Origin of the sequence: Streptomyces sp. NBC_01591 (assembly GCF_035918155.1) — a bacterium.
Taxonomy (GTDB): domain Bacteria; phylum Actinomycetota; class Actinomycetes; order Streptomycetales; family Streptomycetaceae; genus Streptomyces.
The window spans coordinates 2,470,488-2,494,587 of sequence record NZ_CP109327.1 but is presented as its reverse complement, the minus strand read 5'-3'; the positions used below and the strand labels follow the sequence as shown (position 1 = coordinate 2,494,587).

Sequence of the window (24,100 nt, the reverse complement as noted above, 5' to 3'; positions counted from 1 at the left end):
CGGCTCAGGAGCCGACCGGCTCCGCCTCCCGGCCGACACCGGACCGGGCGGAGATCCCGCCGGCGTCGCGCGCCGCCCCGGAGACCGTCTGCCGCCACAGTCGGCGGCAGGCGATCAGCGTCGCCGCGACCAGCAGGCCGTTGCGCAGGAACATCAGCGTCACGCCCGTCGCGTCGCTCGTCACCACATGCGTGAACCCGAACGGGAACTCCCACTGGGTGACGCCCGTCGCCAGCAGCACCAGACCGGCCGGCAGCACCATCCGGCTGTCGCGGAACACCAGGCAGACCGCCGCCAGGCCGACCAGCCACAGCATGTACTGGGGGCTGATCACCCGGCTCGTCGTCGTGAACAGCAGCACCGCAGCGAACGCCGCGTCCGCCGGGGTGCTCGCGCCGAACTCGCGGGCCCGCAGCCGCCACACCAGCAGCCAGCCGAACGCGAGGACGGACAGGCCGAGGGCGAGCGTGCTCACCAGCGGCACGTGCGGACCCAGGAACTCCATCGAGCCGTAGTGCAGCTCCACCCGGCCCTGCCAGCCGAACTGCCGCGCTACGTGGAAGACCAGCGCACCCAGCGACTCGACCTCGGTGCCCCGGTCGCGCTGGGAGCCGAGGAAGGCCAGCGCACCGGGCATCGCCACGGTGCACACCACCAGCAGCCCGGCCGCCGTCACCGCCGCGGCCGTCCACGCCAGCCGCGTCCGCCGGCCGCGCGCCGTACCGGCCAGGATCAGCGCCGGCCACACCTTCAGCAGCGCACCGACGGCGGCCAGCACCCCGAGCACCCGCGGATGCCGCAGCCCCGCCAGGAGCGCCGCCACCGCCACCGCCGTGACCATCACGTCGTAACGGGCGTACGCGGTCGTGCCGAGCAGCGGCACCCCCGCCACCCACACCCAGGCGCCCGCCACCGACCGGCCGCCGCCCCGGCCCGCGTACAGCAGCAGCCCCAGCACCAGCAGGTCGCACACGAACGCGAGGACGAAGAACGCCGAGGCGTAGTCCAGGAACGGCAGCAGCGCGGGGGAGAGGATGGCGAGCGCGGCCAGCGGCGGGTACTGCCAGGTGACGTCGGACTCCGGATACGTACCGGTCTTCAGGACCTCGGACCAGCCGTGGTAGATCACCGAGACATCACTGGTCACGTCCGGTCCGGACAGCGTGATCACCTTGGTGACGCAGAGCAGCAGCGCGACCCTGGTCAGGGCCCACACCGCGACCGCGAGCCGCGTGCCGGCAGATCCCGTCATGACCGCCTCATCCGTTTTCAGCAGGGGGTACCCGGTGGGTACTCGATGGGTACGAGGAGCCATGATGCCCGCACGGCCGGCGCGAGAGCCATCGGGCCGGGCTGCCGGTACTGTCGGCCGGGATGGACAAGACCCTGATCGTGACCAACGACTTCCCGCCCCGCCCCGGCGGCATCCAGGCGTTTCTGCACAACATGGCGCTGCGCCTGGACCCCGGACAGATCGTCGTGTACGCCTCCACCTGGAAGCGAACCTCCGAAGGCGTCGAGGCCACCGCCGCCTTCGACGCCGAACAGCCGTTCACCGTCGTGCGCGACCCCACGACGATGCTGCTGCCGACCCCGCGGGTCACCCGGCGCGCGGTGCGGCTGCTGCGCGAACACGGCTGCACCTCCGTCTGGTTCGGCGCCGCCGCCCCGCTCGGGCTGATGGCACCGGCACTGCGCAGGGCCGGCGCCCGCCGCCTGGTCGCCACCACCCACGGGCACGAGGCGGGCTGGGCCCAGCTGCCCGCGGCCCGGCAGTTGCTGCGACGGATCGGCGAGGGCACGGACACGATCACGTACCTGGGGGAGTACACCCGCTCCCGGATCGCCCCCGCGCTCACTCCCGAGGCCGCGGCGCGCATGGCCCAACTGCCGCCCGGCGTCGACGAGAAGACCTTCCACCCGGAGTCGGGCGGGGACCGGATCAGGGCCGGGCTCGGGCTCTCGGACCGGCCCGTCGTCGTCTGCGTGTCACGGCTCGTGCCGCGCAAGGGCCAGGACACGCTGATCCTGGCGATGCCCGCGATCCTGGCGCAGGTGCCGGACGCGGTGCTCCTGATCGTCGGCGGCGGACCGTACGACAAGGAGCTCAAGCGGCTCGTCGCGGAGACCGGGGTCGGCGATTCCGTGCGGTTCACCGGACCGGTGCCGTGGGAGGAGCTGCCCGCCCACTACGGCGCGGGCGACGTCTTCGCCATGCCCTGCCGCACCCGCCGCGGCGGCCTCGACGTGGAGGGCCTCGGCATCGTCTTCCTGGAGGCGTCCGCGACCGGGCTCCCGGTGGTGGCCGGCGACTCGGGCGGCGCGCCCGACGCGGTGCTCGACGGCGAGACCGGATGGGTGGTGCGCGGGGGCAGCGTGGAGGAGTCGGCCGACCGGATCGTCACCCTGCTCCGCGACCCGGAGCTGCGGCAGCGGATGGGGGAGCGGGGGCGGGCCTGGGTCGAGGAGAAGTGGCGCTGGGACCTGCTCGCCGAGCGGCTGCGGGTGCTGCTCTGAACCCACGTACGCGAGAGGGGGCCCGCACTTGCCGTGCGGGCCCCCTCTCGCGTGTGCGTCCCGGTCGTCAGCCCCGGTAGATCGACTCGATCTGGTCCGCGAAGTCTTTCGCCACCACGTTCCGCTTCAGCTTCAGCGACGGCGTGATGTGGCCCGCCTCCTCGGTGAACTGCGAGTCCAGGATGCGGAACTTGCGTACCGACTCCGCCTTGGACACGGCCGCGTTCCCGTCGTCCACCGCCCGCTGCACCTCGGCCAGCAGCTCCGGGTCCTCGCGCAGCGACACGGCCGTCGAGCCGGCCGGCTTGCCGTGCTCCTGGGCCCAGCGGCCCAGGAACTCCTCGTCCAGGGTGACCAGCGCGCCCACGAACGGCCGTCCGTCGCCGACCACCATGCACTCGGCGACCAGGGCGTGCCCGCGGATCCGGTCCTCGATCACCGCGGGAGCGACGTTCTTGCCGCCCGCCGTGACGATGATCTCCTTCTTGCGGCCGGTGATCGCGAGATAGCCGTCCTCGTCGAGCGTGCCGATGTCGCCCGTGTGGAACCAGCCGTCGGCCAGCGCGTCGACCGTCGCCGCCTCGTTGTTCCAGTAGCCGGTGAACAGGTGCTCGCCGTGCAGCAGCACCTCGCCGTCGTCGGCGATCCGTACGACCGAACCGGGCAGCGGCTGGCCGACCGTACCGATCTTCTGCCGGTCCCACGGGTTGAACGCGGTGGCCGCGCAGGTCTCGGTCAGGCCGTAGCCCTCCAGGACGGTGAAGCCGATCCCGCGGTAGAAGTGGCCGAGCCGCTCGCCCAGCGGCGCGCCGCCGGAGATCGCGTACTCGCCGCGCCCGCCGAGCACCGCCCGCAGCTTGCCGTAGACCAGCCGGTCGAAGAGCTTGTGCTTCAACTTCAGGCCCATGGACGGGCCCTGAGGGGTACCGAGCGCGCGGCTGTAGGCGATCGCCGTGTTCGCGGCCTTGTCGAAGATCTTTCCCTTGCCGTCGGCCTGCGCCCTGGCGCGCGCCGCGTTGTACACCTTCTCGAAGACCCGCGGCACACCGAGGATCAACGTCGGCCGGAACGAGGCCAGTTCATCGGTGAGGTGCTTGATGTCCGGTACGCAGCCGAGCTTGATCGGGGCCATCACCGAGGCCACCTCGACCAGCCGTCCGAAGACATGCGCGGCGGGCAGGAAGAGCAGCACCGAGCAGTCGCCGGTGCGGAAGAGCGGCTTCAGCCGCTCCACCACATTGCCGCACTCGGCGAAGAAGCTGCGATGCGTGAGCACACAGCCCTTGGGGCGGCCGGTGGTGCCCGAGGTGTAGACGATGGTGGCCGGGTCGTCCGCCTTGGCGCTCACCATCCGCAGGTCGAGCGTCTCGTCCGAGACGTCCTCCCCGATCGCCGTCAACCGGCGGATCGCGTCGTCCTCGATCCGCCAGATGCCCTTCAGGTCCGGCAGGTCCGCCTGGACGGAGACCACGGAGGCCTGGTGCTCCTCGGACTCCACGAGGCACAGCGCGGTGCCGGAGTCACCTAGGATCCACTGGATCTGCTCGGGCGAGCTGGTCTCGTACACCGGGACGGTGACCGCGCCCGCGCTCCAGATCGCGAAGTCGAGCAGTACCCACTCGTAGCGGGTGCGCGAGAGCAGGGCCACCCGGTCACCGGCTTCGACGCCCGCGGCGATCAGACCCTTGGCGACGCCTCTGACCTCGGCCAGGAACTGGGTGGCGTCGACGTCGGTCCACACGCCCCCCACCTTGCGGCTCATCACCGCGACATCGGGATGCTGAGCGGCATTGCGGCGGATGAGATCCGTCAGGTTGCCGTCCGAGGGGACCTCGTACAGGGCCGGAAGGCTGAACTCGCGCAAGACTGCTGCTCCTCATCGGGCTCCGGTGCCACGGCTCTGTGTGACGCACCGGCTGCGGTCCAAGATTGGCAGGTGCTCAGTGGGGTGAGCACGACTGGACTGCCCGGACGTTACCCACGAGTACTCGGTTCCCGATAGGGGGTCCCCGCCAGATGTCTTACGCGTCACACATCACGTTGATCCTTGGCCGCACAGTAGTCCACCCGTGTGACCGAGCGACGGTATTCGCAGGTCCGGCGGCCTCTACCCAGGTGACCGGCAACGTTTTAGGGTGATCGTCATGCGAGCCGGACCGGACAGCCCAGGCACATCGACCCGACAGCGCACACGCATCCACGTGGTCAGTGACGTGCATGGCAACACCGAGGCGCTGGCTCGCGCCGGGGACGGCGCCGACGCGCTGGTCTGCCTCGGTGACCTGGTGCTCTTCCTCGACTACGCCGACCACTCGCGCGGCATCTTCCCCGATCTGTTCGGCGTGGAGAACGCCGACCGGATCGTCGAGCTGCGCACCGCGCGCCGCTTCGAGGAGGCCCGCGAGTTCGGCCGGGGCCTGTGGGCGGGCAAGGACCGCAACGCCGCGATCGTCGCGGCGGTGCGCAAGCAGTACGCCGCGCTCTTCGCGGCCTTCCCCACACCGACGTACGCCACCTACGGCAACGTCGACATCCCCGGCCTGTGGTCCGAGTACGCACACCCCGGCACCACCGTCCTCGACGGCGAACGGGCCGAGATCGGCGGCCGCGTGTTCGGCTTCGTCGGCGGCGGCCTGAAGACCCCGATGAACACCCCGTACGAGATCGGCGACGAGGAGTACGCGGCGAAGATCGAGGCGATCGGCCCGGTCGACGTGCTCTGCACCCACATCCCGCCCGATGTGCCGGAGCTGACGTACGACACGGTGGCGCGCCGCTTCGAGCGCGGCAGCCGGGCCCTGCTGGACGCCATCCGCCGGACCCGCCCCCGGTACGCCCTGTTCGGCCATGTCCACCAGCCTCTGGTCGGCCGGATGCGGATCGGCGCCACCGAGTGCGTGAACGTCGGCCACTTCGCGTCCACCGGCAGGCCCTGGGCCCTGGAGTGGTGACAACACCGGCACCGGACCCTGGAACGAGGCGCCGCGCACACGCGATAGCCTTCTGACGGCAGGCCTCTGCCGACGCACCGGTTACACCGCACTGGAGGAGCCACGGCGATGGCTGAACACACCAGCTCGAGCATCACGATCGAGGCGGCACCGGCCGACGTCATGGGAGTGATCGCCGACTTCGCCCGCTATCCGGAGTGGACCGGCGAGGTCAAGGAGGCCGAGGTCCTCTCCGAGGACGACCACGGCCGCGCCGAGAAGGTCCGTCTCGTCCTCGACGCCGGAGCGATCAAGGACGACCACACACTCGCCTACACCTGGATCGGCGACTACGAGGTCAGCTGGACCCTCGTCAAGTCCCAGATGCTGCGCGCCATCGACGGCTCCTACGCACTGGCCCCGCTCGGCGACGGCGACCGCACCGAGGTCACCTACCGGCTGACCGTCGACGTCAAGATCCCGATGCTCGGCATGATCAAGCGCAAGGCGGAGAAGGTCATCATCGACCGGGCCCTGGCCGGCCTGAAGAAGCGCGTCGAGTCCGTCCCGAAGGTCTGACCCGATGCGTACGGTCCTCGTCACCGGCCCCGGCGGCGCCGGCCGTACCACCGTCGCGGCGGCGACCGCGCTGGCCGCCGCCCGCCGCGGCCGGCGCACCCTGCTGCTGACGGCCGACGGCATACCCGGATTTCCCGAAGACACCGAACCCACCGAGGTCACCGACGGGCTGTGGTCCGCCCGCATCGACTCCGGCGAGCACTTCCGCGGCGAACTCCTCGCCCTCCAGGACCAGGCCTCCGCCGTACTCGACCTGCTCGGCGGGAACCGGCTGGACGGCGAGGAGCTGACCGAACTCCCCGGCAGCGCCGAACTCGCCCTCCTGCACACCCTGCGCCGCGCCGCCGAGGGCGACTGGTCGCGCCGCGGCCACGACCTCCTCGTCGTCGACCTGCCACCGCTGCGCGAAGCACTCGCCCTGCTCGCCCTCCCTGAGCAGCTGCGCCGCTATCTGCGTCGGCTGCTTCCCCCGGAACGCCAGGCCGCCCGCGCCCTGCGCCCGATGCTCGCCCAGCTCGCCGGCGTGCCCATGCCCGCCCAGTGGCTGTACGAGGCAGCCGCCCGCAGGGATGCCGAGCTGGCCGCCGTCCAGGCCCTGATCGAGGACCGCAACACCACGCTCCGGCTGGTCGCGGAGCCCGGCCCCGCCGCCGAGGACGCCCTGCGCACCGCCCGCACCGGCCTCGCCCTGCACGGACTGCGGGTCGACACCCTCGCGGTGAACCGGGTCCTGCCCAGGCACTCCGCCGACCCCTGGTTCGCGGAGCTCGCCGCGCAGCAGGAGAAGACCGTCGACCGCTGGTACGAGGAGTGGGTGCCCGAGGCCGCGCTGTGCGAGGTGCCCCACCTCGGCCGCGATCCACGGGGCCTCGACGACCTCGCCCGCCTCGACACCACGGCCGCCTGCACCGTCTTCGAGACGGCCGGTACCGGCGGCGGCCTCTTCGAGGGCGACGGACTGGCCTCGGAACTGGACGAGCGGAGCCCCGGCCGGGCCGACGACCCCTGGTGGATCGAGAGCCCCGACGCCCCGGACGGCCTCGACGGGCTGCTGCCCGGCGGCCGGATCGTGACCGCCCCGCCGTCCGGCGACGGCGACCCGGTACTCGTCTGGTGCCTGCCGCTGCCCGGCGCCGTCAAGAAGGACCTCCAGCTGGTCCGCCGCGGCGACGAACTGCTGCTCACCGTGGGCCCGTTCCACCGGATCGTCCCGCTGGAGTCCGGACTGCGCCGCTGCACGGTCTCCGGCGCGGCCCTCACCGACGGGGTGCTCCGGGTCCGGTTCACGCCGGACCCCGGCCTGTGGCCGCGGACGGGCTGAACGGCGCGTCACGCTTCGGGTAACGTCGTTAGTACGTGCCCCGTATGCCGGGCCGCCGGCCCACCACGTCGCAGGAGTCCGCCATGAGCGATGCCACCGATCGTCCCGTCGACGACGACGCGTGGGCGAAGGCCTGCGCCGAGGACCTCGAAGCGGAGAAGGCCCGCCGCCGGGCCCAGTACGGCCCGCCGCCCGGCTCCGCCGCCGAGGAGCTGCGCAAGCTGGTCGACGCCGTGGCCGACAAGATCTCGTCCCTCCAGTCGCCGCTGCTCGGTTCGGCGGCCCAGGGCACCGTGCAGCAGATCATCAAGCAGGCGAAGTCCGCGGTCGAGCCCGTCATCGAGCGCAACCCGGACGTCTTCGACCACATCGCCGCGGCCGGCAGCGAACTCCTCGCCGCCTACCGCTCCGCCGTCGAGGGCCAGGAACGCCGCTGGACCCAGGGCGCCGGGGACCCCGCGGGCACCGAGAAGAAGGCCGACGACCCCTCCGACCCCCGTGACGAGGGCCCCGCGGCGGGCGAACACATCGACCTGGACTGACCGGCACCGATGGGCCGGGCCCACGGCTCGGGTACGGTTGGCCACAGCGGGGCTCGACCGGAACTGAGGGATTCATGGGACTCACCATCGGCGTCGATATCGGCGGCACGAAGATCGCGGCTGGAGTGGTCGACGAAGAGGGCCGGATCCTCTCGACGCACAAGGTGCCGACCCCGCCGACGGCCGAAGGCATCGTGGACGCGATCGCGACCGCCGTGTCCGGCGCGAGCGAGGGCCACCAGATCGAGGCCGTCGGCATCGGTGCCGCCGGATACGTCGACGACAAGCGCGCCACCGTGCTGTTCGCGCCGAACATCAATTGGCGGCACGAGCCGCTGAAGGACAAGGTCGAACAGCGCGTCGGCCTCCCCGTCGTCGTCGAGAACGACGCCAACGCCGCCGCCTGGGGCGAATACCGCTTCGGCGCCGGACAAGGCCACGACGACGTCATCTGCATCACGCTCGGCACCGGCCTCGGCGGCGGCATCATCATCGGCAACAAGCTGCGCCGCGGACGCTTCGGTGTGGCCGCCGAGTTCGGCCACATCCGGGTCGTCCCGGACGGTCTGCTCTGTGGCTGCGGCAGCCAGGGCTGCTGGGAGCAGTACGCGTCCGGGCGCGCACTCGTCCGGTACGCCAAGCAGCGCGCCAACGCCACCCCCGAGAACGCCACGATCCTGCTGTCGCTCGGCGACGGCACCGTGGACGGGATCGAGGGCAAGCACATCAGCCAGGCCGCCCGGCAGGGCGACCCGGTGGCGATCGACTCGTTCCGCGAGCTGGCCCGCTGGGCCGGCGCCGGACTCGCCGACCTCGCCTCGCTCTTCGACCCGTCCGCGTTCATCGTCGGCGGCGGCGTGTCGGACGAGGGCGAGCTGGTGCTCGACCCGATCCGCAAGTCGTTCCGGCGCTGGCTGATCGGCGGCGAATGGCGCCCGCACGCCCAGGTGCTCGCGGCCCAACTGGGCGGCAAGGCCGGGCTGGTGGGAGCGGCGGACCTCGCCCGCCAGGGCTGATCCGACCGGAACCGGACCGAGCCGGACGCCCGTCGCGCCCTTGTGGCAGCGGCGGGCGTCCGTCGTATCGTGAGACGCATGGTCCTGACGCCACTGCCCGACTCCCGTACCGAGCCGGATGGTTCGGCCGTCATCAGAGTGCTCAGCTACAACGTCCGGTCGATGCGCGACGACTGCGAGGCACTGGCCCGCGTCATCACCGCCTGCGCCCCCGACCTCGTCCTCGTCCAGGAAGCCCCGCGCTTCTTCCGCTGGCGCAAGCGCGCGGCCTGGCTCGCGGCCCGCACCGACCTGGTCGTCCTCAGTGGCGGCGCCACGGCGGCCGGCCCGCTGCTGCTCTGCTCGCTGCGGGCCACCGTGGAGCGGACACAGGACGTGCTGCTGCCGCTCACCCCGGGGCTCCACCGCAGGGGCTTCGCCACGTCGGTGGTACGGATCGCGGGCACCCGGATCGGTCTGCTGAGCTTCCATCTGAGCCTGCAGCGGGACGAACGCCTGGCCCAGGCCGAGATGCTGCTGGAACGGCTGGACGCGATGGGCGTCGAGCACGCGATCGCGGCCGGCGACCTCAACGACGTACCGACCGGGAGCGCCTTCCAGCGGCTGGCCGGGCGGCTCCAGGACTGCTGGGCGGTCCGGCCGTGGGGCGAGGAGAACACCTACGCCCCGGATCACCCGCGACGGCGCATCGACGCGGTCTTCGCGTCGGACGGGATCGAGGTGCTCGGCTGCGGCGTCCCCGCCGGGCTGCCCGGTGTCACCGACGCGGACCTGCGGGCGGCCACCGACCATCTGCCGGTGCTGGCGGCGCTACGGGTGCCCGCGATCAAGCCCTGAGCCTCTCCCGGAACGCCGCCCCGACAGGCTCTCAGACGACCGCCCCGCGCCCGGGGTCGTCGCCGTCCTCGTCGTCGTCGTTCATCCGCGCCACCAGCGTGACGAAACCGCCCAGGAAACCGCCGACGCAGACCGTCGTGAGCCACCAGGTCATGTCCCACCGCATCAGCACCGCGACCAGCATCAGCACCGGACCGCCGACAACCGCGAGCCAGGCGAACTTCGCCGTGACATCGGCCTCCGGCAGGGGCGGCGGCTCCGGGGGGACGAAATGCCCCTCGTCGCTGTCGTCGAGGTCGTCCTCCTTCGGCTCCTCGACCTCGTAGTCGCGCGGGCCCGCCACTCCGGGGGCGAACACGACCGAGCTGCCGAGCGGCTTCTCCGGCGGCTTCACGGACTTCTTCCCGAGTCCCTTGTCCGGATCCAGGACATCGGGCTGGTCGTCCTCCAGCAGCGCGAGATCCTCGATCGACCTGAACGGCTTGGCGCCCGGCGGGTCCGGCGGCTCCTCGCCGTACCCCGCGACGATCGCCTGCCACACGGCGTCCTCGTCGGCCGGCGGTTCGGACCGGCTGCCGTCGGCGCCCGGCGACGCCTCCCGGGCAGCGGCGTCCTGCGGGCCCGTGCTGTCGTCGGGCACGGACGCTCCCTCCGCGGGAAGGGGCTCGCGCTCCTCCTCGCTGCCCGCGCGCTCCGCGTCGTGCTCAGCCACCTGACGTGCTCCCCTTCTTTCCGACGCTTGGGGCGAGGCGGCCGATGAACCGGTAGCTCTCGTCGAAGATCCGCTCCGCATCGTGGTCCAACGTCGCCACGTGGTAGCTCTGTTCCAGCAGGATCTCCTCGACATCCGTCGACGACACCCGGCTGAGGATGCGGGCCGAGTCGGCGGGCGGCACCACATGGTCCTGCGGGCTGTGCAGCAGCACGATCGGCTGGGTGACCTGGGGCAGCTCGGCGTCGACCAGGCGGAAGAACTTCCGCAGCGAATGCGCCGCGTGCAACGGCACCCGGTCGTACCCCACCTCGTCGGAGCCCGCCAGGGCGATGTCGCTCGCCAGACCCTTCGTCGTCCGCACCAGATGGCGGGCGACCGGCAGCGCGTACGCCGACAGGCCGTGCACCTTGTTCGCCGGATTGACGAGCACCAGACCGCTGATCGCGTCCCCGTGCTTCGCCGCCAGCCGCAGCGTCAGCGCGCCCCCCATGGAGAGCCCGAAGACGAAGACCTGGCTGCACCGCTCCAGCAGGGCGCGCAGCTCCCGGTCCACCTCCGCGTACCAGTCCTGCCAGCCGGTGAGCTGCATGTCCTCCCAGCGGGTGCCGTGCCCCGGCAGCAGCGGCAGCGAGACGGTGAGCCCGCGCTCCGCCAGATGGTCGGCCCAGGGGCGCAGCGACTGCGGGGAACCGGTAAATCCGTGACAGAGGAGGACGCCGACCTCTCCGCCCTCGTGGCGGAACGGCTCGGCTCCAGGAAGGACCGGCACCGGGGTCTCCTGTTCGTGAGGCTCGCAGGGGAGCGAAAAGGGGGAGTGCAGAAGGATTACTTCACCGTACGCGACCGGACTGACACCGACCAGGGTCGTCACCGGCTCCGGCCGCCGCAGCGGCTCCGTGCCGGGCGGGAGCGCGGGCTGCCCACGGGTTAAGGTCTGTCGGACAGCACACAGGAGGCACCCGAGTTGATCTACGGCGCAATGAAGTTCTCCATCGGCGGCTCACTGAAGCTCGCCTTCCGGCCATGGGTGGAGGGCCTGGAGAACATTCCCGCGCAGGGACCGGCGATCCTCGCGAGCAACCATCTGTCGTTCTCCGACTCCTTCTTCCTGCCGGCCGTCCTGGACCGCAAGGTCACCTTCATCGCCAAGTCCGAGTACTTCACCGCGCCCGGTGTGAAGGGCAAGCTGACCGCGGCCTTCTTCAAGGGCGTCGGCCAGCTCCCGGTGGACCGCTCGGGCGCCCGCGGCGCCGGTGAGGCGGCCATCAAGGCGGGCATCGAGGTCATCGAGAGCGGCGGCCTCTTCGGCATCTACCCGGAGGGCACCCGCTCGCCCGACGGCCGTCTCTACCGCGGCAAGCCCGGCGGGCTCGCCAGGGTGGCGCTGGCCACCGGGGCGCCCGTCATCCCCGTCGCGATGATCGACACGGAGAAGATCCAGCCGCCCGGCCAGGTGGTGCCCAAGCTGATGCGCCCGGGGATCAGGATCGGCAAGCCGCTCGACTTCAGCCGCTACCACGGCATGGACGGGGACCGCTTCATCCTGCGCTCGGTCACCGACGAGGTGATGTACGAGATCATGAAGCTCTCCGGCCAGGAGTACGTCGACATCTACGCGACGGCGGCCAAGCGGCAGATCGCGGACGAGGCGAAGCGCCGTGCCGAGGCGGAGAAGCACAAGGGCACCGAGTCCGGAACGCAAGGCTGAGGGAACGGTTCGGCGCGTGAGCGCGCCGGTTCCGTCCGGGGGGTGGGGGAAGTGGCCAGGCGTGAGCGGGTCGTACGGATGTCGGTCGAGCAGCCGCTGTGGAGTGCGCTGAGGGCGTACCGCATTCTGACGATGCTGTACGCGGTCCTGCTCTCCGTCTTCGGCCGGGAGAAGTACGACCGGCCGTGGGTGGCCATCGCTTTCCTGGTGGTGATGGTCCTCTGGACGTTCGCCACCCTGCCGAAGGTCGCGGGCGCCGCCGCCTGCACCAAGCGATTCCTCGGCGCCGATCTGACCGTCGCCCTGGCCGGGATACTCCTCACCCCGCTCGCCGACTTCGAGGCCCAGCAGGTCGACGGCCCGACGCTGCCGTCCATCTGGACCGCGGGTTCCGTGCTGGCCTTCGCGATCAAGGGCGGCTGGCGCTGGGCGGCCTTCGCCTCCACCTTCGTCGCCGTCGCCAACATCGTCGAGCGCGGCCATCCCAGCCGGGACACCTTCCACAACGTGCTGCTGGTCTGGGTCGCCTCCATCGCCATCGGGTACGTCGTCGAGGTCGCCAGGGCCAGTGAGCGCACCCTCGCCCGCGCCCTGGAGATCGAGGCCGCCACCCGCGAGCGGGAACGGCTGGCCCGGGACATCCACGACAGCGTGCTCCAGGTCCTCGCGATGGTGCAGCGCCGCGGCACCGCGCTCGGCGGGGAGGCGGCCGAACTGGGCCGGATGGCCGGGGAACAGGAGGTCGCCCTGCGCACCCTGGTCTCCAGCGGTCTGGTGCCCACCACCCGGGTCTCCGAGGACGCAGCCGAGGGCGCCGTGGTCCGCAGCGTCGAGGTCGACGACGAACCGTCCGACCGGGCCGACTGCGATCTGCGCTCCCTGCTCGCCCCGCACGCCGGATCCCGGGTCAGCTTCGCGGAGCCGGGCGCTCCGGTGCTGCTGGCCCCAGCGGCCGCGATGGAGCTGGCGGCCGCTGTCAGTGCCGCCCTGGACAATGTCAGGGTCCACGCGGGGGAGAATGCCCAGGCATGGATCCTCGTCGAGGACTGGCCGGACGAGGTGATCGTGACGGTCCGGGACGACGGCCCCGGAATCCCGGACGGGCGGCTCGCCCAGGCCGAGGGGGAGGGGCGGATGGGGGTGGCCCTGTCGATCCGGGGGAGGCTGCGTGACCTGGGCGGCACGGCCGAGTTGATTTCGGTGCCCGGCCAGGGCACCGAGGTCGAGTTGAAAGTTCCGAAGGTTTCACGGGGGAAGGCGGGATCAGCGAGATGAGCACGGAGAACACCCAGGTTGCGGAGGAGCGGGCCATCAGGGTGATGGTGGTGGACGACCACCCGATGTGGCGCGACGCCGTCGCCCGCGACCTTTCCGAGTCGGGCTTCGACGTGGTGGCGACCGCCGGTGACGGGCCGCAGGCCGTCCGCCGGGCGAAGGCCGCCACCCCCGACGTCCTCGTGCTCGACCTCAACCTGCCCGGTATGCCCGGCGTCCAGGTCTGCAAGGAGCTCGTCGGCTCCCACCCGGGGCTGCGGGTGCTGGTGCTCTCCGCGAGCGGTGAGCACGCCGACGTGCTGGAAGCGGTGAAGTCCGGTGCCACCGGCTATCTGCTCAAGTCGGCCAGCACCCAGGAACTGACCGAGGCCGTGCGGTCCACCGCCGTCGGCGACCCTGTCTTCACACCGGGCCTGGCCGGACTGGTCCTCGGTGAGTACCGCAGGCTCGCCTCCGACCCCACGCCCGTCGCCTCCGACGAACCCAAGGCACCGCAGCTCACCGAGCGCGAGACCGAGGTGCTGCGGCTGGTCGCCAAGGGGCTCTCGTACAAGCAGATCGCCGAGCGGCTGGTCATCTCGCACCGCACCGTGCAGAACCACGTGCAGAACACCCTGGGCAAGCTCCAGTTGCACAACCGGGTGGAGCTCGTGCGGTACGCGATCGAGCGCGGTCTCGACGACGCCTGAGTACGCCGTCCCAGGCCGGGCGGCGCGCCACGGACATGGGCCGTATATTCGCGATGACCGGCCCATGCCCCCTGATCTGCTGATCCGCGCGATGAACGGGAGAAGTCGTGGAAATCCTGGCATTCGGTGTGCAGTCCGACGAGAAGCCGCTGATCGAGAAGGCCTTCGCCGGACAGCACGAGGTCCGCTGCCTGGACGTCTTCCTGAACAAGGACACCGCCCCCATCGCGGCGGGCTACGAGATCATCTCCACCAGCGTCAACGCCGACCTGGGCGCCGGCGTCCTGCAGACCCTGGCGGCGGGCGGCACGCAGATGATCGCCCAGCGCTCCACCGGCTTCAACAACATCGACCTCGACGTCGCCGAGCGCCTTGCCCTGCGGGTCGCCCGGGTCTCCTACTACTCGCCGTACTCGGTCGCCGAATTCGCCTGGACCCTCGCGATGGCCGTCAACCGTCGGATCATCCGGGCAGCGAGCCGCACCCGCGACTTCGACTTCCGGCTCGACGGACTCCTCGGCCGTGACATGCGCGGCCGCACCGTGGGCGTGATCGGCACCGGCAAGATCGGCGAGGCCTTCACCCGTATCGCCCACGGCTTCGGCATGGAACTGCTCGGCTGGGACGTCGCCGAGAACCCCGCCTGCGCCGCGCTCGGCATGAAGTACGTGGAGAAGGAGCAGCTGCTCGCCGAGTCCGACCTGATCAGCCTGCACGTCCCGCTGCTGCCCTCGACCCACCACATCATCGGCGCGGACGCCCTGGCCCGGATGAAGGACGACGCGATCCTGATCAACTCCAGCCGCGGCGGACTCATCGACACCACGGCGCTGGTCACCGAACTGCGCGCGGGCCGCTTCCTGGGCGTCGGACTCGATGTGTACGAGGCGGAGGCCGGACTCTTCTTCCTCGACAAGTCGCTGGAGGGCGTCGACGACGACACCCTGGCCCGGCTCGTCACCTTCCCGAACGTCATCGTCACCTCGCACCAGGCGTACTACACCGAGGACGCCGTGGGGCAGATCATCGACGCCACCGTGCAGAACGTCGCCGACTACCTGGCCCGCCGCCGCAGCGACAACGTCCTCGTCCCGGCGCTCCCGGCGAGCTGAGACCCCGGACCGCCCCCGGGGTCCCCGTCCGCCCCCTTCAGCCGGCCACCGGCAGCCCCGCCAGTAGCTCCGCCACGATCGCCGCGCCGCGCAGCGTCAGCACCGACTCCGGGTGGAACTGCACCGAGGCGAAGCCCGGCCCGCGCAGCGCGTGCAGCTCCCCGGTCGCCGCGTCCACGCTCGCCCCGATCCCGTGCGCCGCGAGCTCGGTCACCACCGCTTCCTCGCAGCGCGCGGTGAAACTGTTGTAGAAGCCGACCGTCTCCGGCCGCCCGAACAGCTCGATCCGGGTCTGCGCGCCCTGGTACGGCACGGTCTTGCGGACGATCTCCAGCCCCAGCTCCGCCGCGATCAGCTCATGGCCGAGGCAGACCCCCAGCAGGCCGTGCCGGTGATCACGGACCAGCTCCGCGGCGAACCCGCGCAGCAGCCGCATCTTCGGATCGGTGGTGTCGCCCGGATTCCCCGGCCCGGGACCCAGCACGACCGGACCCTCGTGCGCCCGCACCCGTTCGCGCAGCCCCGGCTCGTCGTAGCGGTGCACCGACACATCGAGGCCCGAGGAGCGCAGCAGATGCGCCAGCATCGCGGTGAAGGTGTCCTCCCCGTCGACCACCAGCGCCCGGCCGGACAGCTCGTGGGTACGCTCCTGCATCCGCAGCCAGAACGGCGCGAGACCGTCCCGCCGGGCATCCAGCGCCACCTGCACGCGCGGGTCGCCCGCCAGCCGAGGCCGGGCCGCCTCGTCCCGCGGCCGGCCGGGCCGAACCCCGAGCGCGGTGAGTACCCCGGCCGCCTTCGCATGGGTCTCGGCGACCTCGCCGTCCGGATCGGAGTGACGTACGAGCGTCGCCCCGACCGGCACCCGCAGCTGCCCGCCGGCCGAGATGTCGGCGGTACGGATCAGGATCGGCGAGTCCAGGGTCTGCGCCCCGCCCGGCTCCTGCCGCAGCAGCGCCAGGGCCCCCGCGTAGTAGCCGCGCCCGCCGGGCTCGTACCGCTCGATGACCCGGCAGGCGTTCTGCACCGGGGAGCCGGTGACCGTCGCCGCGAACATGGTCTCCTTCAGCACCTCCCGCACATCCAGCGAGGAACGCCCGCGCAGCTCGTACTCCGTATGGGCGAGATGGGCCATCTCCTTGAGCCGCGGACCGACCACCACGCCGCCCATGTCGCCGACGGTGCACATCATCTTGAGCTCCTCGTCGACCACCATGGAGAGCTCCTCGGTCTCCTTGCGGTCGGCGAGGAAGGCCAGCAGACTCTCCGCGGTCGGGCCCTCGGCGGGGTAGCGGTACGTTCCGCTGATCGGGTTCATCACGACCGTCCCGCCGGACATCCGCACATGGACCTCGGGACTGGCACCGACCAGCGTCCTGGCCCCGGTGTGCACGACGAAGGTCCAGTACGCGCCACGCTCACCGGCCAGCAACCGCCGGAAGAGGGCCAGCGCGTCGGCCCGGCCGAAGCCGGGGATCTCCCCTTGGAAGGTCCGCCGGATGACGAAGTTCGCGCCCTCGCCCTGCCCGATCTCGTCCTCGATGACCCGCCGGACGATCCCGGCGTACTCCTCGTCCCCGACGTCGAAGGCGCCGCCCTCGACCCGTACGTCCCGGACCGGCAGGCGGTCCAGCACCTCGGCGAGCGGCAGCTCGTACGTCTCGTCCGCGACCAGCACGGACAGCGGTGTCCCGTCGTCGCGCACGTCGAAACCGCGCTCGGCGATCTGCCGGAACGGCACCAGGGCGAGCGAGGGCAGCTCACCGACCGGGAGATCGGCGAGCCGGTCCGCTTCCCGCACCCGGCCGATCAGCACCTCGACGGTGTCCTGGTCGCGGCCGGGGGTGCGCCTGCGCAGCAGCGCGAACGGCGGGCAGTCGTCACTCAGGAGTCTGCCGATGACGACATCGGTGCGGTGAGCCATGGGGTGGTTCCTTCCGGATGGAGGAACGGCTCCCCAAAACGCGGAGAAGGCCGCCCCTCGGGCGGCCTTCGCGTGGTCTGTTGCGCGCGATTGTCAGTGGGCCGCCGGATGAGCGGTCCACCACCAGTTCTGGTTTGTCTGCGCGAACATGTTCCGAACCCTAGCGGACGCCGGTCTCGTCCGAGCGCGCGTCTCAACTATTGAGCTTGCGGATGGACCGATCGCCGGACCCCGTAATGTTGGGCTTGTGACCGTGAACGCCAATACCTCCGTCGCCGGTGGCAACACCTGGCGAGACCTTCCCGCGGCGCAGCAGCCCGAGTACCCCGATGCCGAGGCTCTGCGCGATGTACTCGCGGACCTCGCGTCGTATCCGCCCCTCGTGTTCGCGGGCGAGTGCGACCAGCTGCGCGCCCGCATGGGAGCCGTCGCCAAGGGCGAGGCGTTCCTGCTGCAGGGCGGTGACTGCGCCGAGGCCTTCGACGCCGTGTCGGCCGACCACATCCGGGCCAAGCTGAAGACGCTGCTCCAGATGAGCGCCGTCCTGACGTACGCGGCCTCCGTGCCCGTCGTCAAGGTGGGCCGGATCGCCGGGCAGTACTCCAAGCCGCGCTCCAAGCCCACCGAGACCCGCGACGGCGTCACCCTGCCGACCTACCGCGGCGACTCCGTCAACGGCTTCGCCTTCACCGAGAAGGAGCGCGTCCCGGACCCGGACCGGCTGAAGCAGATGTACCACGCATCCGCTTCCACGCTGAACCTGGTCCGCGCCTTCACCACCGGCGGTTACGCCGACCTGCGCCAGGTGCACGCCTGGAACCAGGACTTCGTGAAGTCGTCCCCGTCCGGCCAGCGCTACGAGGCGCTCGCCCGCGAGATCGACAACGCGCTGAACTTCATGAAGGCGTGCGGCACGGATCCGGCCGAGTTCAAGGCGGTCGAGTTCTACTCCTCGCACGAGGGCCTGCTGCTGGACTACGAGTCGGCGCTGACCCGTACCGACTCGCGCACCGGCGAGCTGTACGACACCTCCGGCCACATGGTCTGGATCGGTGAGCGCACCCGCCAGATGGACGGCGCGCACATCGAGTTCGCCTCGAGGATCCGTAACCCCATCGGCATCAAGCTCGGCCCGACGACCACGGTCGACGAGGCGCTCGGCTACGTCGAGCGTCTGGACCCCGAGCGCGAGCCCGGCCGGCTGACCTTCATCGTCCGCATGGGCGCCGACAAGGTCCGCGACAAGCTCCCGGCCCTGGTCGAGAAGGTCACCGCGTCCGGCGCCACCGTGGCGTGGGTGACCGACCCGATGCACGGCAACACCTTCGAGGCCGCCTCCGGCCACAAGACCCGTCGCTTCGACGACGTCCTGGACGAGGTCAAGGGCTTCTTCGAGGTGCACAAGGGCCTTGGTACGCACCCGGGCGGCATCCACGTCGAGCTCACCGGTGACGACGTCACCGAGTGCGTCGGTGGCGGACACGAGATCTTCGTGGACGATCTGCACCAGCGCTACGAGACGGCCTGCGACCCGCGGCTCAACCGCAGCCAGTCCCTCGACCTGGCGTTCCTGGTAGCCGAGATGTACCGGGACCAGTAGGCATCACCGCAGGCAGCGCGCGTACGACTGTGGGGCACGGATCGATGTGATCCGTGCCCCACAGGGCGTTCACAGGCTTTTAACGCCTTTCGGTGCCGGGTAAGGTTAGGTAAGCCTCACCGATCAACGGGGTGGCAGTGAACAACCAATCCCGCCGGGAGGTGAACCGCGTGTACGTCTGCTCTTGCTTCGGTATCACGGAGAAGCAGGTCAAGGAACATGCGGACGCCGGGGCCTGCACGCCCAGGCAGATAGCCTCCGCCTGCAAGGCGGGCACGGACTGCGGCGGCTGCGTCCGGGCGATCCAGGCCATGCTCGGCCGCGGCGCCTGCCCGCGCCGCGAACTGCTCGACCGTAAGCGGATGCCCGGCGCCGCCGACGACGACACCACCACGGGTGCCGGATCCGGGACCGACCCGGGCGTGGCGCCCGGTACCGCCCCGGGTATGGCTCCGGGGATTGCGCTCCCCGACGCGGCCTGACCGTTCCGGCCAGTGCCGGTCTAGCTGTCCGGCTGCTCGATCAGCTGGGCGATGTAGAGCGGCTCGCCGAGCTTCTCGACCAGTTCCAGCTGCGTGTCGAGGTAGTCGATGTGGTGCTCCTCGTCCGCCAGGATGGACTCGAAGATATTCGCGGACGTGATGTCGCCCTTGCCGCGCATCAGCTCGATCCCGCGCTTGAGGCGGTCGATCGCCTCCACCTCGACCTGGCGGTCGGCCTGGAACATCTCGGTGACGGTCTGGCCCACCCGCACATGGAACAGCCGCTGGTAGTTGGGCAGTCCGTCGAGGAAGAGGATGCGGTCCGTGAGGATCTCGGCGTGCTTCATCTCGTCGAACGACTCGGAGCGGGTGTACTTCGCGAGCTTCGTCCAGCCGAAGTTGTCCTGCATCTTCGCATGCAGGAAGTACTGATTGATGGCAGTCAATTCTGCGGTCAGCTGCTCGTTCAGGAACTCAAGGACCTCGGGGTCGCCCTGCATCGCAGAGGCTCCTTCCAACCGGTGAACTGGGCAAGTTGGCCGCATCCTTGCATCGCACCCGATGACCGTCCAGTAAGTGCAGGCTTACTATGAGTTGTCCGAATCGCCCATGCCCTGGTCAGGACCACCCCTGCCTGTCTGTCACCATGGAGTCATGGGTCAGCCGGAAAGCCGGGAACAACGCGCGTCAGAGCAGTCCGAGCTTCCGCCGGGACAGCGACTCCAGCGTGGTTGGCCGGTTACCCACTACGGGCCCGTACCCAAGTTCAAGCCCGACCGCTGGGAGTTCCGGGTCTTCGGGGCCACCGCGGACGGCGAGAAGCACTGCTGGAACCACCAGGAGTTCTCGGCGCTGCCGTTCACCTCGGTCGTCGCCGACCTGCATTGCGTCACGAAATTCAGCATGCTCGGCGCCGAATGGGGCGGGGTCCTGGCCCGTACGGTCCTGGAACTCGCGCCGCCCGCGCCGAACGTCACGCATGTGATGGTCTGGGCCGAGTACGGATTCAGCTCCAACCTGAGGCTCTCCGACTTCGCCTCGGACCGAACACTTTTCGCCACTCACAAGGGTGGGGAACTGCTCACCGCCGAGCACGGTTTTCCGCTCCGCCTCGTCGTGCCGCATCTCTACGCCTGGAAGGGCCCCAAATGGGTCCGGGGCGTCGAGTACATGACGGCCGACCGCCGCGGCTTCTGGGAGGAGCGCGGCTATCACAACATCGGTGACCCGTGGAGTGAGCAGCGGTACTCCTACCAGGAAGAGCCCGGGGACGGCCCCGAGCTCTGACCTGGCGGCTCCCGGGCCGGTCCGGCCCGGTCCTCAGTGGTGGTACTGGTGCACCACCGCGTGCCCCTTGCCCCGGCCGATCATCCACTTGTTGACCGGTGTGGTGGCGACGAAGGCGACGGCGAGCGAGAACGTGAGCGCGCCCCAGAACAGCGCGTCGGAGAGAGTGGCGTCCATGGCACCCGGCCACAGCGCGATCACGCCATTGTCGATCAGTTCCATCACGGCGATGGAAAGGGTGTCGGCGGCGAGGGCGACCCGCAGGGCCGTACGGAAGTCGACACCGGCCTTCAGGATGGAGCGCAGGGTCAGCGTGTAGCCGAAGAAGAAAGCCAGGACGATGGCGAGCACCATCGTCTCCATGTTGCCCCAGCCGAGCGCCGTACCGATCACCATGCCGAGGACCTCGCCGATGGCGCATCCGGTGAGGCAGTGCAGCGTAGCCCGGGCGGCCATGGCCCAGCCGGCCTTGCCGGGGCGATGGGCGGCGTGTCCGGTGTGGTCGGGGCGATGGTCCGCGTGGCCGCCGTGGCCCGAGTGGTCCGCATGACTCGTGTGGTCCGCGTGGTGGCTGTGCTGTGCGTGGTGTGTGTCGTGCTGCATGGCGATCCCCCAATGCCGAGTAGCGGTTCCTGCCGACAGCAAGAACCGTATACCCCCGTGGGGTATTCCTCAATGGGGAATCAGTTGTCGCGCAGCCCCTTCAGCCGGGCCACGTCCGCCGCGTGGCCTTCCTTGCCGCCCGGCGTCTCGATGATCAGCGGCACGCCGGCGGTCGCCGGATGCGCGAAGAGCTCACGGAACGGTTCCTCGCCGATGTGTCCGGCGCCGATGTTCTCGTGCCGGTCCTTGTGGGCTCCCACCACATCCTTGGAGTCATTGGCGTGGATCAGTTTCAGCCGGCCCACGCCGACCGTCTCCACCAGCAGGTCCAGGGTCTGCCGCATGCCCGCCGGGCCGGTCAGGTCGTGGCCCGCCGCGTAGATGTGGCAGGTGTCGAGGCAGATGCCGAGCTTGGGGTGGGCGTCGAGCGCGTCGAAGTACGGGCCGAAGTCCCAGGTCCGCGAGCAGAGCGAGAACCCCTGCCCGGCGGTCGACTCCAGCAGCAGGTACGGGTCGTCGTCGTGCGTCAGCTCGTCCAGGAGCGGCCGCATGTGCGTGCGTACCTGCGCGAGGGCCTGCTCGCGCGGCCGGCCGCCGGTCGCCGATCCGGTGTGCACCACGACGCCCAGGGCGCCGATCTCGCGGGCCCTGCGCAGCGAGTGGCGCAGCGACTCGACGGACTTCTCCACGGTCGCCTCGGTGTGCGAGCCGAAGTTGATCAGGTACGGGGCGTGGACGTACGCCGGTATGGACTGGGCGGCGCACTCGGCGCGGAACTGCTCGTCCTGGGCCGGGCTGCCGACGGGGGTCGCCCAGCCGCGCGGGTTGGCGACGAAGACCTGGACGGCCTCCGCCCCCATCTTGCGGGCGTAGGGGAGGCCGACCTTGGCGAGGCCGCCGGCCACCGGAACATGGCCGCCGACTGGGTTGCGCATATGGATCTAGAGCCCCTTGGTCTTGATGGTGATGGTGCCCCCCTCGGGGGCCTTCTCGCCGCCGTCGACGGACTGGCTCGCGATGGTGTCGCTGAAGGACAGGAACGGGCGGTCGACCTTGACCTCGAAGCCCGCGTTCTCCAGCTCGCTCGTGGCTTCGTCGACGTCCTTGCCGGTGACGTCGGGGACATCGATCATCCGCGGCCCGTCGGAGACCGTGAGCTCGATGGTGTCGCCCTCGGCGGCCTCGGTGCCCTCGCCCGGCGACTGCCGGGCGATGTCGCCCGCGTCCTCGGGGGAATTGACCCGGTCGGGCAGGGCCTCGGCCTTCAGTCCCTCCTCCTCCAGGGCGGCGGTGGCGTCCTCGACGGACAGCCCGGTGACGTCGGGGACGTCCACCGGAGCGCCCTTGCTGACGAAGAGGGCGATCGCCGAGTCCGGGTGGCGCTCGGTGCCCGCCACGGGGTCCGTACGGATCACCTCGCCCCGTGCCGTCTCCTCGCTGAACTCCTTGGTGACCATGCCCGGCACCAGGCCGGCCTTCTTCAGCTCGCGCCTGGCGTCGCCGAGCGAGAGGTCCTGGACGTCGGGCACCTTCACGATCTCGGGACCGCGCGAGACGACGAGCGTCACCGCGTCGTTGCCCCTGATGCGCTCGCCGGACCCCGGATCGCTGCTGATGACCTTGCCGCGCTCCACCGTGTCGCTGTAGGCCCGCTTGACACCCTTGAGCTCCAAGCCGACGTCCGAGAGCCGCTTCTCGGCGTTCTTCTCGGTCTGGCCGAGCAGCGAGGGGACCCGGGTGAACTGCCCGGAGTTGATGTACCAGACACCGGTGCCGATCCCCAGCGCCAGCAGCACGGCGACGACCACGGCGATCACGGAGCGCCGCGGCCCGCGGCCGCGCCGGTCCTGCGGCGCGGCCTGCGGCGGTACCGGCGGGGGCATTTCCAGCCGGCTGGTGTGGTGCGAGACGCCCTGGTCGGCCGGGAGCAGCCGCGGGATCACGCTGGTGCGGTCCTCGGCGGCGTCGTGCACCTCGGCGGTGGCCTGCGGCGGTACGGCGTCCAGCTGGGCGTCGGTGAGGCCGGAGCGGGCCTCGCGGGTCTCGGCGAGCAGTGCCACCGCGTCGAACGGGCGGACCTCGGGGTCACGGGCGGTGGCGCTCGCCACCAGGTCGTCGAGCTCGGCCGGCAACCCCGGGACGGTGGCCGACGGCGGTGGGACGGCCTCGTTGAGGTGCTGGTAGATGACCTGGGCGGGGGTGTCGCCGCCGTGCGGCTTGGACCCGGTCAGCATCTCGTACAGGACGACACCGCAGGCGTACACATCGGTGCGGGTGTCCGCGGTGCCGTGCTCTATCTGCTCGGGGGCGAGGTAGGAGACCGTGCCCAGGACGGAGCCGGTGGTGTTGGTGACGGTGCCCACCGCCCGTACGAGCCCGAAGTCGGCGACCTTGACCCGGCCGTCGTCCCCTATCAGGACGTTCTCCGGCTTCATGTCGCGGTGCACGAAGCCCGCCCGGTGCGCCGCGCCGAGGGCGGCCAGGACCGGCTCCAGGATGTCCAGGGCGGCTCTCGGCTGGAGGGCGCCGCGATCGCGCAGTACGTCGCGCAGGGTGCAGCCCGCGACGTACTCCATCGCCAGGTAGACGTACTGCCCCTGGGCGCCCTGATCGAAGACCGCGACCACGTTGGGGTGCGCGAGCCGGGCCACGGACTTGGCCTCGCGGATGAAGCGCTCGACGAACGAGGCGTCGGTCGCCAGCGCCGGGTGCATCACCTTGAGGGCGAGCACCCGGTCGAGCCGGGTGTCCACGGCCCGGTAGACCGTGGCCATGCCGCCCACGGCGATGCGGGCATCGACGCGGTAGCGGCCGTCGAGCAGCTGCCCGACAAGAGGGTCCTGGAGGGTCGTATCCACGCAGGCGAGTCTACGAGCCGCCACGGACACGGCCCACGGGCCGGGGCACTCCCGGGGCCGTACTGCAGCCGAGCCGTGACAGGGACATGCGCCCCAGGCCGTACC

At 70.9% G+C, this 24,100-nt stretch carries 24 protein-coding genes; 14 read left to right on the top strand and 10 right to left on the bottom strand.

From position 1 onward, the window contains the following. Nucleotides 1-4: 4 nt before the first annotated feature. On the bottom strand, nucleotides 5-1,252 hold the full coding sequence (locus OG978_RS11630) for a glycosyltransferase family 87 protein (RefSeq protein ID WP_326765136.1): 1,248 nt from the start codon (nucleotides 1,250-1,252) through the stop codon (nucleotides 5-7). Between the two features lie 122 nt (nucleotides 1,253-1,374). On the opposite strand from OG978_RS11630, the gene OG978_RS11625 reads away from it, so the two are divergent. Beyond that, entirely contained in the window at nucleotides 1,375-2,517 is a 1,143-nt protein-coding gene (locus OG978_RS11625) for a glycosyltransferase family 4 protein (protein ID WP_326765135.1), read from the top strand. Nucleotides 2,518-2,584: 67 nt separating this feature from the next. On the opposite strand, the gene OG978_RS11620 is transcribed toward OG978_RS11625, so the two are convergent. Continuing rightward, a complete protein-coding gene (locus tag OG978_RS11620) occupies nucleotides 2,585-4,381 on the bottom strand; it encodes an AMP-dependent synthetase/ligase (protein WP_326765134.1) in 1,797 nt (598 codons plus the stop codon). Between the two features lie 280 nt (nucleotides 4,382-4,661). On the opposite strand from OG978_RS11620, the gene OG978_RS11615 reads away from it, so the two are divergent. The 6 genes from OG978_RS11615 to OG978_RS11590 all read left to right on the top strand — a co-directional run bounded on the left by OG978_RS11615 (nucleotide 4,662) and on the right by OG978_RS11590 (nucleotide 9,742). Continuing rightward, the gene (locus OG978_RS11615; protein ID WP_326765133.1) at nucleotides 4,662-5,468 is read left to right on the top strand and encodes a metallophosphoesterase family protein; all 807 of its coding nucleotides are present in this window, start codon (nucleotides 4,662-4,664) and stop codon (nucleotides 5,466-5,468) included. A 108-nt stretch (nucleotides 5,469-5,576) separates the two neighbouring features. Continuing rightward, complete coding sequence (locus tag OG978_RS11610; protein WP_326765132.1) at nucleotides 5,577-6,026, top strand: SRPBCC family protein; 450 nt, start codon at nucleotides 5,577-5,579, stop codon at nucleotides 6,024-6,026. Between the two features lie 4 nt (nucleotides 6,027-6,030). Beyond that, the gene (locus OG978_RS11605) at nucleotides 6,031-7,347 is read left to right on the top strand and encodes an ArsA family ATPase (protein ID WP_326765131.1); all 1,317 of its coding nucleotides are present in this window, start codon (nucleotides 6,031-6,033) and stop codon (nucleotides 7,345-7,347) included. 83 nt (nucleotides 7,348-7,430) lie between these two features. Then, the gene (locus OG978_RS11600; protein WP_326765130.1) at nucleotides 7,431-7,889 is read left to right on the top strand and encodes a DUF5304 domain-containing protein; all 459 of its coding nucleotides are present in this window, start codon (nucleotides 7,431-7,433) and stop codon (nucleotides 7,887-7,889) included. 74 nt (nucleotides 7,890-7,963) lie between these two features. Next, the gene (locus OG978_RS11595; protein ID WP_326765129.1) at nucleotides 7,964-8,905 is read left to right on the top strand and encodes an ROK family glucokinase; all 942 of its coding nucleotides are present in this window, start codon (nucleotides 7,964-7,966) and stop codon (nucleotides 8,903-8,905) included. 78 nt (nucleotides 8,906-8,983) lie between these two features. After that, nucleotides 8,984-9,742: an endonuclease/exonuclease/phosphatase family protein gene (locus OG978_RS11590; RefSeq protein ID WP_326765128.1), complete on the top strand. Its 759-nt coding sequence runs from the start codon at nucleotides 8,984-8,986 to the stop codon at nucleotides 9,740-9,742. A gap of 31 nt (nucleotides 9,743-9,773) precedes the next feature. Here the strand turns inward: OG978_RS11590 and OG978_RS11585 are convergent, their stop codons facing one another. Next, nucleotides 9,774-10,454: a hypothetical protein gene (locus OG978_RS11585; protein ID WP_326765127.1), complete on the bottom strand. Its 681-nt coding sequence runs from the start codon at nucleotides 10,452-10,454 to the stop codon at nucleotides 9,774-9,776. Further along, nucleotides 10,447-11,226, bottom strand: a complete 780-nt coding sequence (locus tag OG978_RS11580) for an alpha/beta hydrolase (RefSeq protein WP_326765126.1) — start codon at nucleotides 11,224-11,226, stop codon at nucleotides 10,447-10,449. The genes OG978_RS11585 and OG978_RS11580 overlap by 8 nt, the downstream gene beginning before the upstream one ends. A gap of 195 nt (nucleotides 11,227-11,421) precedes the next feature. Between OG978_RS11580 and OG978_RS11575 the strand changes: the two genes are divergently transcribed. The 4 genes from OG978_RS11575 to OG978_RS11560 all read left to right on the top strand — a co-directional run bounded on the left by OG978_RS11575 (nucleotide 11,422) and on the right by OG978_RS11560 (nucleotide 15,241). Next, on the top strand, nucleotides 11,422-12,165 hold the full coding sequence (locus OG978_RS11575; RefSeq protein ID WP_326765125.1) for a lysophospholipid acyltransferase family protein: 744 nt from the start codon (nucleotides 11,422-11,424) through the stop codon (nucleotides 12,163-12,165). A 51-nt stretch (nucleotides 12,166-12,216) separates the two neighbouring features. Beyond that, a complete protein-coding gene (macS, locus tag OG978_RS11570) occupies nucleotides 12,217-13,440 on the top strand; it encodes a MacS family sensor histidine kinase (RefSeq protein ID WP_326765124.1) in 1,224 nt (407 codons plus the stop codon). Further along, nucleotides 13,437-14,129: a response regulator transcription factor gene (locus OG978_RS11565; RefSeq protein WP_326765123.1), complete on the top strand. Its 693-nt coding sequence runs from the start codon at nucleotides 13,437-13,439 to the stop codon at nucleotides 14,127-14,129. The genes macS and OG978_RS11565 overlap by 4 nt, the downstream gene beginning before the upstream one ends. A 107-nt stretch (nucleotides 14,130-14,236) precedes the next feature. Beyond that, nucleotides 14,237-15,241, top strand: a complete 1,005-nt coding sequence (locus OG978_RS11560; protein WP_326765122.1) for a 2-hydroxyacid dehydrogenase — start codon at nucleotides 14,237-14,239, stop codon at nucleotides 15,239-15,241. Nucleotides 15,242-15,278: 37 nt separating this feature from the next. Here the strand turns inward: OG978_RS11560 and OG978_RS11555 are convergent, their stop codons facing one another. Both OG978_RS11555 and OG978_RS48265 read right to left on the bottom strand, forming a co-directional pair. Beyond that, entirely contained in the window at nucleotides 15,279-17,165 is a 1,887-nt protein-coding gene (locus OG978_RS11555) for an anthranilate synthase family protein (protein ID WP_326765121.1), read from the bottom strand. Between the two features lie 93 nt (nucleotides 17,166-17,258). Then, nucleotides 17,259-17,315, bottom strand: a complete 57-nt coding sequence (locus OG978_RS48265; protein WP_107408160.1) for a trp operon leader peptide — start codon at nucleotides 17,313-17,315, stop codon at nucleotides 17,259-17,261. 103 nt (nucleotides 17,316-17,418) lie between these two features. Between OG978_RS48265 and OG978_RS11550 the strand changes: the two genes are divergently transcribed. Together OG978_RS11550 and OG978_RS11545 are read left to right on the top strand one after the other, a co-directional pair. After that, the gene (locus OG978_RS11550) at nucleotides 17,419-18,765 is read left to right on the top strand and encodes a class II 3-deoxy-7-phosphoheptulonate synthase (RefSeq protein WP_326765120.1); all 1,347 of its coding nucleotides are present in this window, start codon (nucleotides 17,419-17,421) and stop codon (nucleotides 18,763-18,765) included. Between the two features lie 170 nt (nucleotides 18,766-18,935). Further along, on the top strand, nucleotides 18,936-19,247 hold the full coding sequence (locus tag OG978_RS11545; RefSeq protein WP_326765119.1) for a (2Fe-2S)-binding protein: 312 nt from the start codon (nucleotides 18,936-18,938) through the stop codon (nucleotides 19,245-19,247). A 20-nt stretch (nucleotides 19,248-19,267) separates the two neighbouring features. Here OG978_RS11545 and bfr read toward each other — a convergent pair whose 3' ends face one another. Continuing rightward, nucleotides 19,268-19,747, bottom strand: a complete 480-nt coding sequence (gene bfr, locus OG978_RS11540; protein ID WP_124718145.1) for a bacterioferritin — start codon at nucleotides 19,745-19,747, stop codon at nucleotides 19,268-19,270. Nucleotides 19,748-19,901: 154 nt separating this feature from the next. Here bfr and OG978_RS11535 point away from each other — a divergent pair, with 154 nt between their 5' ends. Further along, nucleotides 19,902-20,534 carry a sulfite oxidase-like oxidoreductase gene (locus OG978_RS11535; protein ID WP_326765118.1) on the top strand — a complete coding sequence of 211 codons (633 nt, stop codon included), beginning with the start codon at nucleotides 19,902-19,904 and terminating at the stop codon, nucleotides 20,532-20,534. Between the two features lie 33 nt (nucleotides 20,535-20,567). Here the strand turns inward: OG978_RS11535 and OG978_RS11530 are convergent, their stop codons facing one another. The 3 genes from OG978_RS11530 to pknB form a co-directional block, all read right to left on the bottom strand. Next, entirely contained in the window at nucleotides 20,568-21,137 is a 570-nt protein-coding gene (locus OG978_RS11530) for a DUF4396 domain-containing protein (protein ID WP_326765117.1), read from the bottom strand. A gap of 80 nt (nucleotides 21,138-21,217) precedes the next feature. Then, nucleotides 21,218-22,072, bottom strand: coding sequence for a deoxyribonuclease IV (locus tag OG978_RS11525; protein WP_326765116.1), 855 nt, complete (start codon nucleotides 22,070-22,072; stop codon nucleotides 21,218-21,220). A gap of 6 nt (nucleotides 22,073-22,078) precedes the next feature. Further along, entirely contained in the window at nucleotides 22,079-23,995 is a 1,917-nt protein-coding gene (gene pknB / locus OG978_RS11520) for a Stk1 family PASTA domain-containing Ser/Thr kinase (RefSeq protein ID WP_326765115.1), read from the bottom strand. Nucleotides 23,996-24,100 lie beyond the last annotated feature (105 nt).

Bases quoted from the DNA above. Each gene is read 5' to 3' on its own strand.
- OG978_RS11630 (WP_326765136.1), bottom strand. From the start codon at position 1,252: ATGACGGGATCTGCCGGCACGCGGCTCGCGGTCGCGGTGTGGGCCCTG.
- OG978_RS11625 (WP_326765135.1), top strand. From the start codon at position 1,375: ATGGACAAGACCCTGATCGTGACCAACGACTTCCCGCCCCGCCCCGGC.
- OG978_RS11615 (WP_326765133.1), top strand. From the start codon at position 4,662: ATGCGAGCCGGACCGGACAGCCCAGGCACATCGACCCGACAGCGCACA.
- OG978_RS11610 (WP_326765132.1), top strand. From the start codon at position 5,577: ATGGCTGAACACACCAGCTCGAGCATCACGATCGAGGCGGCACCGGCC.
- OG978_RS11605 (WP_326765131.1), top strand. From the start codon at position 6,031: ATGCGTACGGTCCTCGTCACCGGCCCCGGCGGCGCCGGCCGTACCACC.
- OG978_RS11600 (WP_326765130.1), top strand. From the start codon at position 7,431: ATGAGCGATGCCACCGATCGTCCCGTCGACGACGACGCGTGGGCGAAG.
- OG978_RS11595 (WP_326765129.1), top strand. From the start codon at position 7,964: ATGGGACTCACCATCGGCGTCGATATCGGCGGCACGAAGATCGCGGCT.
- OG978_RS11590 (WP_326765128.1), top strand. From the start codon at position 8,984: ATGGTCCTGACGCCACTGCCCGACTCCCGTACCGAGCCGGATGGTTCG.
- OG978_RS11565 (WP_326765123.1), top strand. From the start codon at position 13,437: ATGAGCACGGAGAACACCCAGGTTGCGGAGGAGCGGGCCATCAGGGTG.
- OG978_RS11555 (WP_326765121.1), bottom strand. From the start codon at position 17,165: ATGGCTCACCGCACCGATGTCGTCATCGGCAGACTCCTGAGTGACGAC.
- bfr (WP_124718145.1), bottom strand. From the start codon at position 19,747: ATGCAGGGCGACCCCGAGGTCCTTGAGTTCCTGAACGAGCAGCTGACC.
- OG978_RS11535 (WP_326765118.1), top strand. From the start codon at position 19,902: ATGGGTCAGCCGGAAAGCCGGGAACAACGCGCGTCAGAGCAGTCCGAG.
- OG978_RS11530 (WP_326765117.1), bottom strand. From the start codon at position 21,137: ATGCAGCACGACACACACCACGCACAGCACAGCCACCACGCGGACCAC.
- OG978_RS11525 (WP_326765116.1), bottom strand. From the start codon at position 22,072: ATGCGCAACCCAGTCGGCGGCCATGTTCCGGTGGCCGGCGGCCTCGCC.